Consider the following 13656-nt stretch of genomic DNA (forward strand, 5'->3'; position numbering starts at 1 on the left):
GACAGCACAACCCACTCTTCGTCCGAGAGCTCATGCCGCCGCACCATGCACCACATGATGCCCCATCAAGGAGTCTTTGAAGACACGCCCTAGGGCCTGTCTGACAATTCGCGGCGTCGCCCGCAGGGCGGCCGCGCGGCGTCAGGCGGGAATTGTCAGACACGCCCTAGGACGTGTGGTGAAGGTCCCGCCTACCCGGACCGTGCCGCCCGGCTCCCCCCACACGGGCGGTGCGGTCCGATAATCGGAAGCGCTCTTCCCGTGGACTCGTTACCGTCCGTGTCATGAGTACGCCATCACCCCGCGCCGAACTCCGCCTGGAGAAGGTCACCCCCGCGAACATCGACGCCGCCGTCGCCCTGCGCGTCCACCCCCACCAGGAGCGGAACGTCGCCCCCGTCGTGACGTCCCTCGCCGAGGCGTACGCCTTCGGGGAGGCCGCCTGGCCGCGGCTGATCTTCGACGGCGACCGGCTCGTCGGCTTCCTCATGGCCTTCCTCGACCTCCCCTGGAACGAGGAGAAGACCCCCGGTGACCGCCGCAGCGGCCTGTGGCGGCTCAATATCTCGGCCGACGCCCAGGGCAGGGGGTACGGCAGCTTCGCCGTCGCCGCCGTCCGCGACGAACTGCGCCGACGCGGCACCTCCCGGCTGTACGTCACCTGGGCACCCGGCGAGGACGGCCCTGGCGCCTTCTACGAGCGGCTCGGCTTCCGCACCACCGGAGAGCTCAGCGGCACCCAGACCGTCGCCGTACTCGACATATGAGCATCCTGGACATGAGCGTCCCGGCGTAGACCCACGGCCGTCTCGGCCCAACCCCAGCCCCAGCCCCGCAGAGCGTCTCGACGCGGCAGTACGGGCGTCCCGGCGTGACCGCAGACGTGCGGGAACTCCCTCGCAGACGTACGGGCGGCTCCCGCGCGCCGGCGCGGACGCGGCGGTTTACCGCAGTAAACCCGAGCGCTGCCGAGCCCGACGCGCGCACGGGCGCGGACGCGGCCAGAGCCGTACGACCACCCCGCCCTACGGACCGGACCCGTCGACGCGGTGAAGGGGCGGGGCACCGGCGGAACCGCCGCGCCCCGCCCCTCCCTCCCGGTCGTCAGGGTCAGCCGGAGCAGCCGCCGCACTGGCACGGCGAGCCCGACTGGCAGCCGCAGCCGCAGCCCGAGCCGCAGCCGCAGGCGCCCAGGACGGGCAGGTGCGCCACCTCGCGCGGCGCCGCTGCCTCGGACTCGGTCGGTGTGGGGGAATCGGCCATGGGGGTCCCTCCCTTTCGAGGCGCGCATCGCCTCCCCCCATCTCATGCCCACGGGGACCGGCGCATCAACGGCGCATCGGTGCCCGCGCTCCTAGGGGTGTTTCGGAAGGAGCCGCCGTCTGCCCGGAGGGGCAGGCCGGGCAGGCGGGACCTTCGCAACACGCCCTACGCGCCCTCCACCGGCGCGTCCGCCGCCTGGAGCTCGTCCGCGTGCTCGCCCGTCACCAGGTAGACCACGCGCTTCGCCACCGACACCGCGTGGTCGGCGAACCGCTCGTAGTACCGGCCCAGCAGCGTCACGTCGACGGCGGTCTCTATGCCGTGCTTCCAGCGGTCGTCCATCAGGTGCTGGAACAGCGCCCGGTGCAGCAGGTCCATCTCGTCGTCGTCCTGCTCCAGCTGGAGCGCCAGGTCGACGTCCTTCGTGATGATGACCTCCGCCGCCTTCGCCATCAGGCGCTGCGCCAGCTGCCCCATCTCCAGGATGGTCGCGTGCAGGTCCCGGGGCACCGCCGTGTCCGGGAACCGCAGCCGCGCCAGCTTCGCCACGTGCTGCGCCAGGTCGCCCGAGCGCTCCAGGTCGGCGCTCATCCGCAGCGAGGTCACCACGATCCGCAGATCGGTCGCCACCGGCTGCTGCCGCGCGAGCAGCGCGATGGCCCGTGCCTCCAGGTCGTGCTGGAGGTCGTCGACCTTCTGGTCCGCGGCGATCACGCTCTCCGCGAGCTTCAGGTCCGCGTCGAGCATCGCCGTCGTGGCGCGCCCGATCGCCGACCCGACGAGCCGGGCCATCTCGACCAGGCCCTCGCCGATCGAGTCAAGTTCCTCGTGGTACGCGTCCCGCATGGTGTCCCTCTCTAGGCGGTGCTCCGGGGGTCCGGGTGGGGCTCAGGACCCCCACGCTCCCACGTTCGGCCCTGTACGCGTCCGGTTCCACCCCCGCACGTGAACCGTCACTTTCACCGAGGTGAACTCTGGGCGACACGCGCCACCGTCCGCGTCGGGGCAAGTGAACCGGCCAGGTCGTCACGGTGAACTCTGAGCGACGAGTGTTCGAGCAGCCACTCGGACGGCTGGGAGAGTGTCGCCGGGCACGCATAACCTTGAGCCATGGACGTGAACGCGGCGGTCGCCGCATTGGCCGCTATCGCCGGAGTGTGCACCGGCGTGATCGCCATGCTGGCGTTCCGCTGGAGCGAGCGCGACCAGGCGAGACCCACTCGTAGTTCCCTGCACACCGATGCCGTGCTGCCGCCCGGCGTCGACACGGTGCTCTCGGTGCTGCGCTCCTCCGCGGTCGTTCTCGACGAGAGCGACTCGGTGGTGAAGGCCAGCTCGGCGGCGTACGCGCTCGGCCTGGTCCGTGGCGGGAAACTGGCCGTCGAGCCCATGCTCAACATGGCCCGTGACACCCGCCGCGACGGAGAGATACGGCAGGTGGAGCTGGACCTGCCGAGGCGCGGCACCGGACGGGTCGAGGCCCTCGCGGTCTCCGCCCGGGTCGCTCCGCTCGGGTCCCGGCTGGTGCTGCTGCTCGTCGAGGACCTCACCGAGGCCCGCCGCATCGAAGCCGTACGGCGCGACTTCGTCGCCAATGTGAGCCATGAGCTGAAGACGCCCACGGGGGCGCTCTCGCTGCTCTCCGAGGCGGTCATGGACGCCTCGGACGACCCCGAGGCGGTCACCCGCTTCGCGGGCCGGATGCAGATCGAGGCGACCCGCCTCACCAATCTGGTGCAGGAGCTGATCGACCTCTCGCGGGTGCAGAACGACGACCCGCTGGAGGACTCCGAACCGGTGTCCGTGGACGAGCTGGTCGCCGAGGCGGTCGACCGCTCCCGGCACACCGCCTCCACCAAGCAGATCACCATGGTCTCCGGCGGCGCGGCCGACCTGCACGTGTGGGGCAGCCGGGGCCAGCTCGCCGCGGCCCTCGGCAACCTCGTGGAGAACGCGGTGAACTACTCCCCGGCCCGTACGAGGGTGGGCATCGCCGCCCGCCACATCGCGGCGCCGGGCGGGGACCTCATCGAGATAGCCGTGACCGACCAGGGCATCGGCATCTCGGAGCGGGACCGCGAGCGGATCTTCGAGCGCTTCTACCGGGTCGACCCGGCCCGCTCCCGAGCCACCGGCGGTACGGGCCTCGGCCTGGCCATCGTCAAGCACGTGGCCGCCTCCCACGGCGGGGAGGTCACCGTCTGGAGCACCGAGGGCCAGGGCTCCACGTTCACCCTGCGGCTGCCCGAGGCGGGCTCCGTACGGGACCGCCGGCCCGCCTTGTCCGCCACCCCCGATCTCATGACCGAACCGCTTCCAGCCCCGGAGGTCCTTCCGTGACCCGAGTGCTCGTCGTCGAGGATGAGGAATCCTTCAGCGACGCCCTGTCCTACATGCTTCGCAAGGAGGGTTTCGAGGTCGCCGTCGCGGCGACCGGGCCCGACGGTCTCGACGAGTTCGAGCGCAACGGGGCCGACCTCGTCCTTCTCGACCTGATGCTTCCGGGGCTCCCCGGTACCGAGGTGTGCCGTCAGCTGCGCGGCCGCTCGAACGTCCCGGTCATCATGGTGACCGCCAAGGACAGCGAGATCGACAAGGTCGTCGGCCTGGAGATAGGAGCCGACGACTACGTGACCAAGCCGTTCTCCTCGCGGGAGCTGGTGGCCCGGATCCGCGCGGTGCTGCGGCGCCGCGGTGAGCCGGAGGAGGTCACTCCGGCGGCCCTGGAGGCGGGTCCGGTCCGGATGGACGTCGACCGGCACGTGGTGACGGTCGCGGGCGGCAAGGTCGATCTGCCGCTGAAGGAGTTCGACCTCCTGGAGATGCTCCTGCGCAACGCGGGCCGGGTCCTGACCCGGATGCAGCTCATCGACCGGGTCTGGGGCGCGGACTACGTCGGCGACACCAAGACCCTCGACGTCCACGTCAAGCGGCTGCGGGCGAAGATCGAACCGGACCCGGGGGCCCCGCGCTATCTGGTGACGGTCCGGGGCCTCGGCTACAAGTTCGAGCCGTAGGCCGTGCCGTAGCGGATGCCACACACGCGCGAAGGGCGCTTCTCCCGGCCGGGGAGAAGCGCCCTTCGCGCGTGTGGCGGGACGGACCCGCGCAGGGGACCGGGCCCGCGTACGGGTGACTCAGTGACCGGCGGGCGCGCTGGCCTCGCCCGACGGCGTCCCGCCGTGCTCCGCGCCGCCCGAGGCGGTGGCGGTCGGCGTGGCGGCCGGGGGAGCCGGCACGATGGACGGGCCGAAGTCCTTGAAGTAGCTGTTGGCCGGGACGACGAAGGCCTCCAGGCCGACGTCACCGGTCCGGCTGAGCTTGAAGACGACTTCCTGGGCGTCGCCGACGCGGGCCGCCTCGGTGCCGTTCTCGATCACGGCGGAGGCGTTGCCCGCGCCGCCGATGACGACGGAGCCGTTGGCCGGGACGATGATCGGGCCGACGCCCTTGGCGGACTTCAGCGTCACGGTGGCGCTGCTGCCGGGCAGGCTGATCGACTCCAGCACCTGCGGAGCCCGCCCGTTGTTGAAGAGGGTGGCCGCGACGGCGGCAGGTCCCTTCACACCGCGCTCGGGCTGAGTGATCACCACCGCGTTCTGGATCTTGAGGTCGTCCACGGTGACGGCGGCGTTGTCCGGCTGGACGCCGAGCGTCTGCGCGTTGTTGCCCGCTCCACAGGCGGACAGCGCGGCGATGGAGAACACGATGGCGGTGGCGGCGAGGGCGCCGCGTCGAAGGTTGCGGCTCACGGCGGCGGCATCTCCTTGGACGTACGGACGGGCGGGGGACCAGAGGCCAACTAAAGGTCTGTCAGCGCGCTCAGGTTACCGAGCCGCACTCTTCGTCCCGCACCCGACCCGCCCCTAACCGGTCACGGGCGTCGCGGGGCCGTCCGGCGGCCACCGGAGGAGCGTCCCCGGGCGGACCCCGGGACCTCCCGGGGTCCGCCATCGCGAACGTCCCGGCGGGCACCCCGGCGAGGGCCCCGGGGACGGCTCTTCCGGGGTGCCCGCGCGAGGCCCCGGCCCCGTCCCACCGGCCATAGGTGTGGCTGGATCTCGACGCATTGACCTGTTGTTCACATAACCGCCTTGATCAATTCGAGGGGTGCCGCGCATTACCCGGAGCCACGCCTCCGGAAAACCCCGGACCCGCCCGCGCTGATCAATTACGGAATCACCCGGCGGTACCTCCGTACGGGTGGACGATCCTCGAACGGAGTACGTTGAGAAGGTCACTCCGAACCCGACAAAACGGGGCATCACTCCATCTTGAAGGGGCTCCGGGCAGGTGTGACGTGCGCGTTTCTCTCCGTCCGCACAGCTGCTCCGACCTGCGAATACCGCCTTCCGGAAGCCCCGCGCAGCACGTCCGTGATGCTGTTGTCAAGCCCCGAGATATGCCCTGACCTGCGAAAACGCCATTCAGAAGAAGCTGTATCCGTGTTACCCTGGATAGCCACGGAAGGGGTACCTGTCACATGACGTTCAAGGTTGGCGACACCGTGGTCTATCCCCATCACGGGGCCGCGCTGATCGAGGCCATCGAAACTCGCCAGATCAAAGGCGTGGACAAGACCTACTTGGTGCTCAAGGTCGCGCAGGGCGACCTGACGGTCCGCGTGCCTGCGGACAACGCGGAGTTCGTAGGTGTCCGCGACGTTGTCGGTCAGGACGGGCTGGACCGGGTCTTCGAGGTGCTGCGCGCGCCGTACGCCGAAGAGCCGACGAACTGGTCCCGTCGCTACAAGGCGAATCTCGAGAAGCTCGCCTCCGGCGATGTCATCAAGGTCGCCGAAGTAGTCCGCGACCTGTGGAGGCGTGAGCGCGAGCGCGGTCTCTCCGCCGGTGAGAAGCGGATGCTCGCCAAGGCCCGGCAGATCCTGGTCAGCGAGCTGGCCCTCGCGGAGAACACGAACGAGGACAAGGCCGAGGCTCTCCTCGACGAGGTCCTCGCGTCCTGAGCGTGCTCTGAATCCTCCGAGCGCGCTACCAAGTGAAGCGATGCCGTGGTGCCCGTTGGCGTGCTGTGATCCACACAGTGCTGCCGTCGGGCGCTGCGGCATGTCCGCGTATGCCTGCGGAGCGTACGCGTGCCCGTACGCGCACCCGATGAACGCGTGTGCGCACCACTGAGAAAGTCCCCGCACCCCCGTTACGTCCGAGCCCCTGTGCACGGGCGACAACGCCTCGACCTTCGTCACGGAAAGGGCCCGGTCAAGGCGGAGCGTCCGGCACGGTGAGGCCATACCCATGTCGGCCGCGGAAACAAACCTGCCGGAGTGCAACCGATGTCAGACGATGCGCGTCCTTCTCGTACCGCCGTGGTGATCCCGGCGGCCGGACGGGGCGTACGCCTCGGGCCGGGCGCCCCCAAAGCGCTTCGCGCGCTGAGCGGCACCCCCATGCTCATCCACGCCGTCCGAGCGATGGCCGCCTCCCGCGCGGTCTCGCTCGTCGTCGTGGTCGCACCTCCCGAAGACGCCGCCGAGGTCAAGAACCTCCTCGACGCCCACGCCCTCCCCGAGCGGACCGACTACCTCGTCGTCCCCGGCGGAGAGACCCGCCAGGAGTCCGTCCGCCGCGGACTCGAAGCGCTCCCCGAGGGCATCGCCACCGTCCTCGTCCACGACGCCGCCCGCCCGCTCGTCCCCGTGGACACCGTGGACGCCGTCATCGAGGCCGTCCGGAACGGGGCCGTCGCCGTCGTCCCCGCGATGCCCGTCACGGACACCGTCAAGGAGGTCGAACCGGCCGGAAGGCCGGGTGACCCCGAACAGGTCGTCGCCACCCCCGTCCGGGCCCGGCTCCGCGCCGTCCAGACCCCGCAGGGCTTCGACCACGACACCCTCGTCGACGCCCACGCCACCGTCGCCCTCGCCGGTGAGGGCGCCACCGACGACGCGGGCATGGTCGAACGGCTCGGCGCGCCCGTCGTCGTCGTGCCCGGCCACGAAGAGGCCTTCAAGGTGACCCGCCCCCTCGACCTCGTCCTCGCCGAGGCCGTACTCGCCCGCAGGAGGGCCAACGATGGCTTCTGAGCCGACCCCGACCATTCCGCCCACCGCCATTCCGAGCCCCACCACTCCGGCTGCCGCCGTTCCGGCCGCCACCCCGTCGGACGCGGCCACTCCCGACGCGGCCGCGGCGGCCGGAGCCGCTCCGGCGGCCCCCCGCCCGGTGATCCCGCTCGTCGGCATCGGCACCGACGTCCACGCCTTTGAACAGGGCCGTGAGCTCTGGTGCGCGGGCCTCCTCTGGGAGGACTCCGAGGGGTACGGCCTCGCCGGGCACTCCGACGGCGACGTCGCCGCCCACGCCGCCTGCGACGCGCTGTTCTCGGCCGCCGGGATCGGCGACCTCGGCGCCCACTTCGGCACCTCGCGGCCCGAGTGGTCCGGCGCCTCCGGCGTCACCCTGCTCGCCGAGGCGGCCCGGATCGTCCGTGCCGAGGGGTACGAGATCGGCAACATCGCCGTCCAGGTCGTCGGCGTCCGCCCGAAGGTCGGCAAGCGGCGCGCCGAGGCGCAGAAGGTGCTCAGCGAGGCGGCCGGAGCACCGGTCTCCGTCTCCGGCACGACGACGGACGGGCTCGGTCTGACCGGCCGCGCGGAGGGTCTCGCGGCCCTCGCCACGGCCCTGGTGCACCGGGTCGCCCCGGCCTGACACCCCGCCGGAACGGGCCCGGTGCCGGAGCGGACCGGGCCCGCCGCCGACGTGCGCACCGGGGCGCCGGACCGCGCCGGGCGCGCGTGGCGGCTCCGGCCCGGCGCCGGAGCCCACCGGTGCCGGTGAAAAACGTCATCCGGGACCGCGATCGGGTATCGGGGCACTACCACACGCCCACTACCCTGGAGTGGTGACTATTCGCCTGTACGACACCAGCGCCCGGCAGATCCGTGACTTCACCCCGCTCACGCCGGGCTGCGTCTCGATCTACCTCTGTGGCGCCACCGTCCAGGCGGCCCCGCACATCGGGCACATCCGGTCGGGGCTGAACTTCGACATCATGCGCCGCTGGTTCGCGTACCGGGGCTACGACGTCACGTTCATCCGCAACGTCACCGACATCGACGACAAGATCATCACCAAGGGCGCGGACCAGGGCCGTCCCTGGTGGTCCATCGGCTACGAGAACGAGCGCGCGTTCAACTCGGGCTACGAGGCGCTGGGTTGCCTGCCGCCCAGCTACGAGCCGCGCGCCACCGGGCACGTCCCCGAGATGATCGAGATGATGCGCGGTCTCATCGAGCGCGGCCACGCCTACGAGGCGGACGGCAGCGTCTACTTCGACGTGCGCTCCTTCCCGGGCTATCTGGAGCTGTCCAACCAGGACATCGACGACCTGCGGCAGCCCACCGAGGACGGCATCACCGGCAAGCGCGACCCGCGCGACTTCGCGATGTGGAAGGCGACCAAGCCGGGCGAGCCCGACTGGGACACCCCGTGGGGCCGCGGCCGCCCCGGCTGGCACCTGGAGTGCTCGGCCATGGCCCACAAGTACCTGGGCCCCGCCTTCGACATCCACGGCGGCGGCCTCGACCTGATCTTCCCGCACCACGAGAACGAGATCGCCCAGGCCAAGGCCTTCGGCGACACCTTCGCGCGGTACTGGGTGCACAACGCCTGGGTCACCATGAGCGGCGAGAAGATGTCGAAGTCGCTCGGCAACAGCGTGCTGGTGTCCGAGATGGTGAAGAACTGGCGCCCGATCGTCCTGCGCTACTACCTGGGCACCCCGCACTACCGCTCGATGATCGAGTACAGCGAGGAGTCCCTGCGCGAGGCGGAGGCGGCGTTCGCCCGTATCGAGGGCTTCGTCCAGCGTGCCACCGAGAAGGCCGGGACGCCCGTCGCCCCCGCCGCCGAGGTGCCGCCGGCCTTCGCCGAGGCGATGGACGACGACCTGGGCGTCCCGCACGCGCTGGCGATCATCCACACGACCGTCCGCCAGGGCAACAGCGCCCTCGCGGCGGACGACAAGGACGAGGCCATCGCCCGTCTGGCCGAGGTCCATGCCATGCTCGGCGTACTCGGTCTCGACCCGCTCGACCCGCACTGGGCCGAGGAGGCCGGGGGCGGCGAAGAGCTCCACGGGGTCGTCGACACCCTCGTACGGCTCGTGCTCCAGCAGCGGGAATCGGCCCGCGAGCGGAAGGACTGGGCGACCGCGGACGCGATCCGCGACCAGCTCAGCCAGTCCGGACTCGCCGTCGAGGACGGGCCCGACGGTCCCCGCTGGACACTGGGCAACCGTTAGAAGACGTGCCGCTCGGGCCTCCGGGCGGCACACTTCAGTCACAGACCTATGCACGCAACACCGAGGATTAGGTAGTCATGGCCGGGAACAGCCAGCGCAGGAACCGTCGCACGTCCAACAAGAAGGGTGCGACGATCGGCAGCGGTGGCCAGCGGCGCAAGGGCCTGGAGGGCAAGGGCCCGACCCCGCCCGCCTCCGCCCGCAAGGGACACAAGAAGAACCGCGTCGCCAACGCCCAGGCCAGGCAGGTCCAGCGCCGCCCCGTCGTCCGGCGCGGCGGCAAGGGCCAGTCGGAGATGGTCGTCGGCCGCAACCCGGTCTTCGAGGCCCTGCGCGACGGGGTGCCCGCCACGACCCTGTACGTGCAGCAGTTCATCGACAACGACGAGCGCGTGCGCGAGGCCCTGAACCTCGCCACCGGCCGCGGCAACATCCACATCATGGAGGCGCCGCGCCCCGAGCTGGACCGGATGACGAACGGCCTGAACCACCAGGGCCTCGTCCTCCAGGTCCCGCCGTACGAGTACGCGTTCCCCGAGGACCTCGCCACGGCCGCCTACGACAACCACGAGGAGCCGCTGATCGTCGCCCTCGACGGGATCACCGACCCCCGTAACCTCGGCGCCGTCGTCCGTTCCGTCGCCGCCTTCGGCGGGCACGGCGTCGTCGTGCCCGAGCGGCGCGCGGCGGGCATGACGGCCGGTGCGTGGAAGACCTCGGCGGGCACTGCGGCCCGTACGCCGGTCGCCCGCGCCACCAATCTGACGCGCTGCCTGGAGGCGTACCAGAAGGCCGGGCTCACGGTCGTCGGCCTCGCCGCCGACGGCGACCGCGAGGTGCACGAGCTGGAGGAGCTGGGCGGTCCGGTCGTCATCGTCGTGGGCTCCGAGGGCAAGGGCCTGTCCCGTCTCGTCGGCGAGACCTGCGACTTCCTCGTGCGCATCCCGATGCCGGGCGGCGCCGAGTCGCTGAACGCCGGTGTCGCCGCGGGCGTCGTGCTCTACGAGGCCGCTCGCCGCCGTATGGGCTGACTTCAGCCACTCCCGCACCACCGGTCCCGGCCGTGGCGTGATCTTGACGGGTCTCGGACATTTGCGAGCTGTCAAGGCAGTGTCCTAAACCCAGATCACTCGGTTAGATGAGTGTGGACACCAGAACGCCCCGGCCGGGGTTCGACGATCAGCCCGCGTTGAGCATGGTCAAGGTGGATTCCGATCCCGCCCAGGTGATCGTGAACCACGCCAGCTTCCGTGTGCGGCTCGCCCCGGCCCCGCAGCCGAAGTTCGGCGCCCGCGCCGCCGCCCTCTCGGGGGCCGCGGCCGGAGCGGGCGGCCCGCGCCGCCGCCCCGTCGTGTGGAGCGGGAAGTCGACGCCGGGCGCCACCGGTCTCCTCCAGGCCGTGCGCGAGTCCTCCGTCTCCACCCTCGACCCGGTCCTCGGGCGCGGGGGACTGGACGCGGGCTCCACCCAGGCCATCCCGCGCGTCGACGACACCATGCCCACCCCCGTGGTGCCCGGCGGCCCCCTGCTGCCCCCGATGCGCCGCGCCGAGGGGGCGTACGACGACCTGTACGAGCTGCGGCCCGGGACGGGCCCCGAGGCGTACGAGGACGACCCGCACGACCGGAGCCCCCAGCGGCACGGCCAGGACACCGTCCGGCACGCCTACTACCCGGGCCGCCGGATGAACCTCGGCGTCGTCCTCCTCCCCCTCCGTGTCTTCCTCGGCCTCATCTCCGTCTACGCGGGCATGGGCAAGCTCTGCGACCCCGTCTACTTCGACGGCGGCGAGCGCGGCTCCATGGTGAAGTGGCTCAACTCGCTCCACCCGTGGGCCCTCGCCGAGCCCCTCCGCGACTTCGCCCTCCAGCACCCCGTCGGCGCCGGACTCACCGTCGCCTTCCTCCAGGTCGTCGTCGGTGTCCTCACCGTCCTCGGCCTCTGGCAGCGCGCCGCAGCCGTCGTCGGCGCCCTGCTCTCCGCCGCGCTGATCCTCACCGTCAGCTGGAAGACCGTCCCGGTCTACGACGCGCCCGACATCATCTACCTGGCCGCCTGGTCACCGCTGATCATCGCCGGTGCCCCGGTCTACTCGATCGACGGGCGCCTCGCCGGGGAGGCCTGGCGCAAGCTCGGCCCGCGCGCCGAACTCTGGGAGCTGCGCCGCCGGGTGATGCGCCGCAGCACCCTCGTCGCCTCCGTCGTCGTCGGTCTGACCCTGCTCATCGGCTCCGTCCTCGGCGGCGCCGTCCGCTCCACCGAGCTGGTCACCGTGCCGGGTCCGAACGACGACCCGGTCAACCACCTCCCCGGCCGTCCGCTGGCCACCGAGCCGGCCCGCCGCGCGCCCTCCCAGGCCCCGTCCACCGCTCCGAGGCCCGCCGCGACCACCGAGGCGCCGAAGAAGCGCGAGGAGGCCCCGAAGGCCGAGCGGCCCACCGAGCCGAGCCGTGAGTCCGCCCGGACCCAGGAGCGGCGTCCGACGTCCACGGAGGGCGCGGGCACCGGCGGCGGCAGCCGTACGCCGACCCAGTCCAGGCCCGCGCCGCCGCCGTCCACGAGCGACGCGCCGAGCGGCTCGGGCGGTTCCTCGGGCGGCGGCTCCGGCGGTTCCACCGGGGGCGCCTCGGAGACCCCGTCGGAGAGCGGTTCGACGTCGGGCGGGGCGAAGAACCCGATCGGCGGACTGCTGGGCTGAGAGCCGGTCCCCGGGGATACTGAGGGCCGCCCCGGGGATACGGACGACCGGCCCGGGGGCACGAGAGGGCGGTACCGCCGACCGGCGGTACCGCCCTCTCCGTACCCGCCCACCGGCCGGTGGCCGTCAGCCCCGCTGCACGGCGAGTTCCCGGGCGGCCTCGGTGAGGTCCTTGGCGGTGTCGATGGCCCGCCAGTACGCCCCCTGGGGCAGCGGGAAGCCCGCCAGGCGCCGCTCGCGGGCGAGGCGGGGGAAGGTGGTGCGCTCGTGGTCGCCCAGATCGGGCAGGAGCGCGGTGAACTCGGCGGAGAAGACGTACACGCCCGCGTTGATGAGGAACGGCGACGGCGGCGCTTCCACGAAGTCGGTGATGTGCCCGAAGGTGTCCGTCTCGACGGCGCCCCAGGGGATGCGGGGGCGGGCCAGGGCGAGCGTCGCCAGGGCGTCGCGCTCGGCGTGGAAGGCGGCCATCTCACGGAGCGAGAAGCGGGTCCAGATGTCGCCATTGGTGGCGTACCAGGGCCGGTCCGGCGCGGGCAGGTGCGCGGCGGCGTACTTGAGGCCGCCGCCCCGGCCCAGCGGTTCGGTCTCGACGACCGTGGTGACCTTCAGGGGGAGGTCGGCGTCAGCGAGCCACTCCTGGAGCACCTCGGCGAGGTGGCCGCAGGACACGACGGCGTCGGTCACGCCCTCGGCGGCCAGCCAGGAAAGCTGATGGCCGATGATCGGGGTCCCGGTGCCCGGGATCTCGACCATCGGCTTGGGGCGGTCGTCGGTGTACGGGCGGAGCCGTGAGCCCTGGCCGCCCGCCAGGACCACGGCCTGCGTCGGAGAGGTGTGCATACGGGGAACGATAGGCGTCGCCCCGTGGGCCCGGCGGCCGGACGCGCGTCGGCGCTCAGCCGGCGCGCATCACGCCGGTCGCGTACGAGGTGTCGCAGACCGGGCGGGAGAAGGACTGGGCACGGGAGGGGCCGTACTGGTCGACGGCGGCGCGGCCGAGGGAGCGGGCGATGGACATGCAGTGCCTGGCGAGCGACGGCCGCTTCTCCACTTCGCGCTGGAGGCGGGTGAGGGCCACGCCCGGGTCCTTCTCCTGGAGCTCGGCGAGGAGCTGGTCGCGCAGCACGTCCTGCGGGGCGCGGGGCTTGGCGCGGACGGAGACGTCGGACGAGGACGCCGTGAGCTGGGTGGCGGCGTCCTGGCCGGCCCACGGAACCGCGGACACCGCGAGCGTTCCCGAGAGCACCAGGACGACGGGCAGGACGAGGGCGAGAGAGCGGCCGATTCGGCGGGCAGTGTGCGTCACGCAGGCGAGCGTAGCGGTCGGTAGTGAATTGGCGACATTTAGTCACTCTCGCGGGGGATGGTTCGAGGTGTCTTTTCGAATCGCATGTTGACGCGAGGGGTGGGTGCAGGCCCGGAATGCCGGG

At 71.9% G+C, this 13656-nt stretch carries 14 protein-coding genes; 9 read left to right on the forward strand and 5 right to left on the reverse strand.

What is annotated here, in order from left to right; genetic code table 11:
- Positions 1-284: 284 nt before the first annotated feature.
- Positions 285-767: a GNAT family N-acetyltransferase gene (locus ACIRQY_RS30875; protein ID WP_351795225.1), complete on the forward strand. Its 483-nt coding sequence runs from the start codon at positions 285-287 to the stop codon at positions 765-767.
- Positions 768-1110: 343 nt separating this feature from the next.
- On the opposite strand, the gene ACIRQY_RS30880 is transcribed toward ACIRQY_RS30875, so the two are convergent.
- Both ACIRQY_RS30880 and phoU read right to left on the reverse strand, forming a co-directional pair.
- Positions 1111-1263, reverse strand: a complete 153-nt coding sequence (locus tag ACIRQY_RS30880) for a hypothetical protein (RefSeq protein WP_351795222.1) — start codon at positions 1261-1263, stop codon at positions 1111-1113.
- Between the two features lie 165 nt (positions 1264-1428).
- Positions 1429-2109, reverse strand: coding sequence for a phosphate signaling complex protein PhoU (gene phoU, locus ACIRQY_RS30885; protein ID WP_093874867.1), 681 nt, complete (start codon positions 2107-2109; stop codon positions 1429-1431).
- Positions 2110-2373: 264 nt separating this feature from the next.
- Between phoU and ACIRQY_RS30890 the strand changes: the two genes are divergently transcribed.
- Both ACIRQY_RS30890 and ACIRQY_RS30895 read left to right on the forward strand, forming a co-directional pair.
- Complete coding sequence (locus ACIRQY_RS30890) at positions 2374-3603, forward strand: ATP-binding protein (RefSeq protein ID WP_351795219.1); 1230 nt, start codon at positions 2374-2376, stop codon at positions 3601-3603.
- Entirely contained in the window at positions 3600-4280 is a 681-nt protein-coding gene (locus tag ACIRQY_RS30895; RefSeq protein WP_015035162.1) for a response regulator transcription factor, read from the forward strand. The genes ACIRQY_RS30890 and ACIRQY_RS30895 overlap by 4 nt, the downstream gene beginning before the upstream one ends.
- A gap of 120 nt (positions 4281-4400) precedes the next feature.
- Here ACIRQY_RS30895 and ACIRQY_RS30900 read toward each other — a convergent pair whose 3' ends face one another.
- Positions 4401-5015 (reverse strand): DUF461 domain-containing protein, encoded by a 615-nt coding sequence (locus ACIRQY_RS30900; RefSeq protein WP_351795217.1) that lies wholly within the window; start codon positions 5013-5015, stop codon positions 4401-4403.
- 731 nt (positions 5016-5746) lie between these two features.
- Between ACIRQY_RS30900 and ACIRQY_RS30905 the strand changes: the two genes are divergently transcribed.
- From ACIRQY_RS30905 to ACIRQY_RS30930, 6 genes are all read left to right on the forward strand, one after another.
- Positions 5747-6229, forward strand: coding sequence for a CarD family transcriptional regulator (locus tag ACIRQY_RS30905; protein WP_003953493.1), 483 nt, complete (start codon positions 5747-5749; stop codon positions 6227-6229).
- 327 nt (positions 6230-6556) lie between these two features.
- The gene (gene ispD / locus ACIRQY_RS30910; RefSeq protein ID WP_351795214.1) at positions 6557-7306 is read left to right on the forward strand and encodes a 2-C-methyl-D-erythritol 4-phosphate cytidylyltransferase; all 750 of its coding nucleotides are present in this window, start codon (positions 6557-6559) and stop codon (positions 7304-7306) included.
- A 139-nt stretch (positions 7307-7445) separates the two neighbouring features.
- Positions 7446-7931 carry a 2-C-methyl-D-erythritol 2,4-cyclodiphosphate synthase gene (gene ispF / locus ACIRQY_RS30915; RefSeq protein ID WP_351795254.1) on the forward strand — a complete coding sequence of 162 codons (486 nt, stop codon included), beginning with the start codon at positions 7446-7448 and terminating at the stop codon, positions 7929-7931.
- A 193-nt stretch (positions 7932-8124) separates the two neighbouring features.
- Complete coding sequence (gene cysS / locus ACIRQY_RS30920; RefSeq protein WP_403931168.1) at positions 8125-9525, forward strand: cysteine--tRNA ligase; 1401 nt, start codon at positions 8125-8127, stop codon at positions 9523-9525.
- Between the two features lie 77 nt (positions 9526-9602).
- The gene (gene rlmB, locus ACIRQY_RS30925; RefSeq protein WP_351795208.1) at positions 9603-10556 is read left to right on the forward strand and encodes a 23S rRNA (guanosine(2251)-2'-O)-methyltransferase RlmB; all 954 of its coding nucleotides are present in this window, start codon (positions 9603-9605) and stop codon (positions 10554-10556) included.
- Between the two features lie 107 nt (positions 10557-10663).
- On the forward strand, positions 10664-12223 hold the full coding sequence (locus tag ACIRQY_RS30930; RefSeq protein ID WP_403931170.1) for a DoxX family membrane protein: 1560 nt from the start codon (positions 10664-10666) through the stop codon (positions 12221-12223).
- 126 nt (positions 12224-12349) lie between these two features.
- Here the strand turns inward: ACIRQY_RS30930 and ACIRQY_RS30935 are convergent, their stop codons facing one another.
- Both ACIRQY_RS30935 and ACIRQY_RS30940 read right to left on the reverse strand, forming a co-directional pair.
- Positions 12350-13066: a nucleotidyltransferase family protein gene (locus ACIRQY_RS30935; protein WP_351795203.1), complete on the reverse strand. Its 717-nt coding sequence runs from the start codon at positions 13064-13066 to the stop codon at positions 12350-12352.
- 55 nt (positions 13067-13121) lie between these two features.
- Complete coding sequence (locus ACIRQY_RS30940; protein ID WP_351795201.1) at positions 13122-13532, reverse strand: hypothetical protein; 411 nt, start codon at positions 13530-13532, stop codon at positions 13122-13124.
- Positions 13533-13656: the final 124 nt, after the last annotated feature.

This window comes from Streptomyces sp. NPDC101490, from assembly GCF_044767145.1.
Lineage (GTDB): Bacteria > Actinomycetota > Actinomycetes > Streptomycetales > Streptomycetaceae > Streptomyces.

Bases quoted from the DNA above. Each gene is read 5' to 3' on its own strand.
- ACIRQY_RS30875 (WP_351795225.1), top strand. From the start codon at position 285: ATGAGTACGCCATCACCCCGCGCCGAACTCCGCCTGGAGAAGGTCACC.
- ACIRQY_RS30880 (WP_351795222.1), bottom strand. From the start codon at position 1,263: ATGGCCGATTCCCCCACACCGACCGAGTCCGAGGCAGCGGCGCCGCGC.
- phoU (WP_093874867.1), bottom strand. From the start codon at position 2,109: ATGCGGGACGCGTACCACGAGGAACTTGACTCGATCGGCGAGGGCCTG.
- ACIRQY_RS30890 (WP_351795219.1), top strand. From the start codon at position 2,374: ATGGACGTGAACGCGGCGGTCGCCGCATTGGCCGCTATCGCCGGAGTG.
- ACIRQY_RS30905 (WP_003953493.1), top strand. From the start codon at position 5,747: ATGACGTTCAAGGTTGGCGACACCGTGGTCTATCCCCATCACGGGGCC.
- ispD (WP_351795214.1), top strand. From the start codon at position 6,557: ATGTCAGACGATGCGCGTCCTTCTCGTACCGCCGTGGTGATCCCGGCG.
- rlmB (WP_351795208.1), top strand. From the start codon at position 9,603: ATGGCCGGGAACAGCCAGCGCAGGAACCGTCGCACGTCCAACAAGAAG.
- ACIRQY_RS30930 (WP_403931170.1), top strand. From the start codon at position 10,664: ATGAGTGTGGACACCAGAACGCCCCGGCCGGGGTTCGACGATCAGCCC.
- ACIRQY_RS30935 (WP_351795203.1), bottom strand. From the start codon at position 13,066: ATGCACACCTCTCCGACGCAGGCCGTGGTCCTGGCGGGCGGCCAGGGC.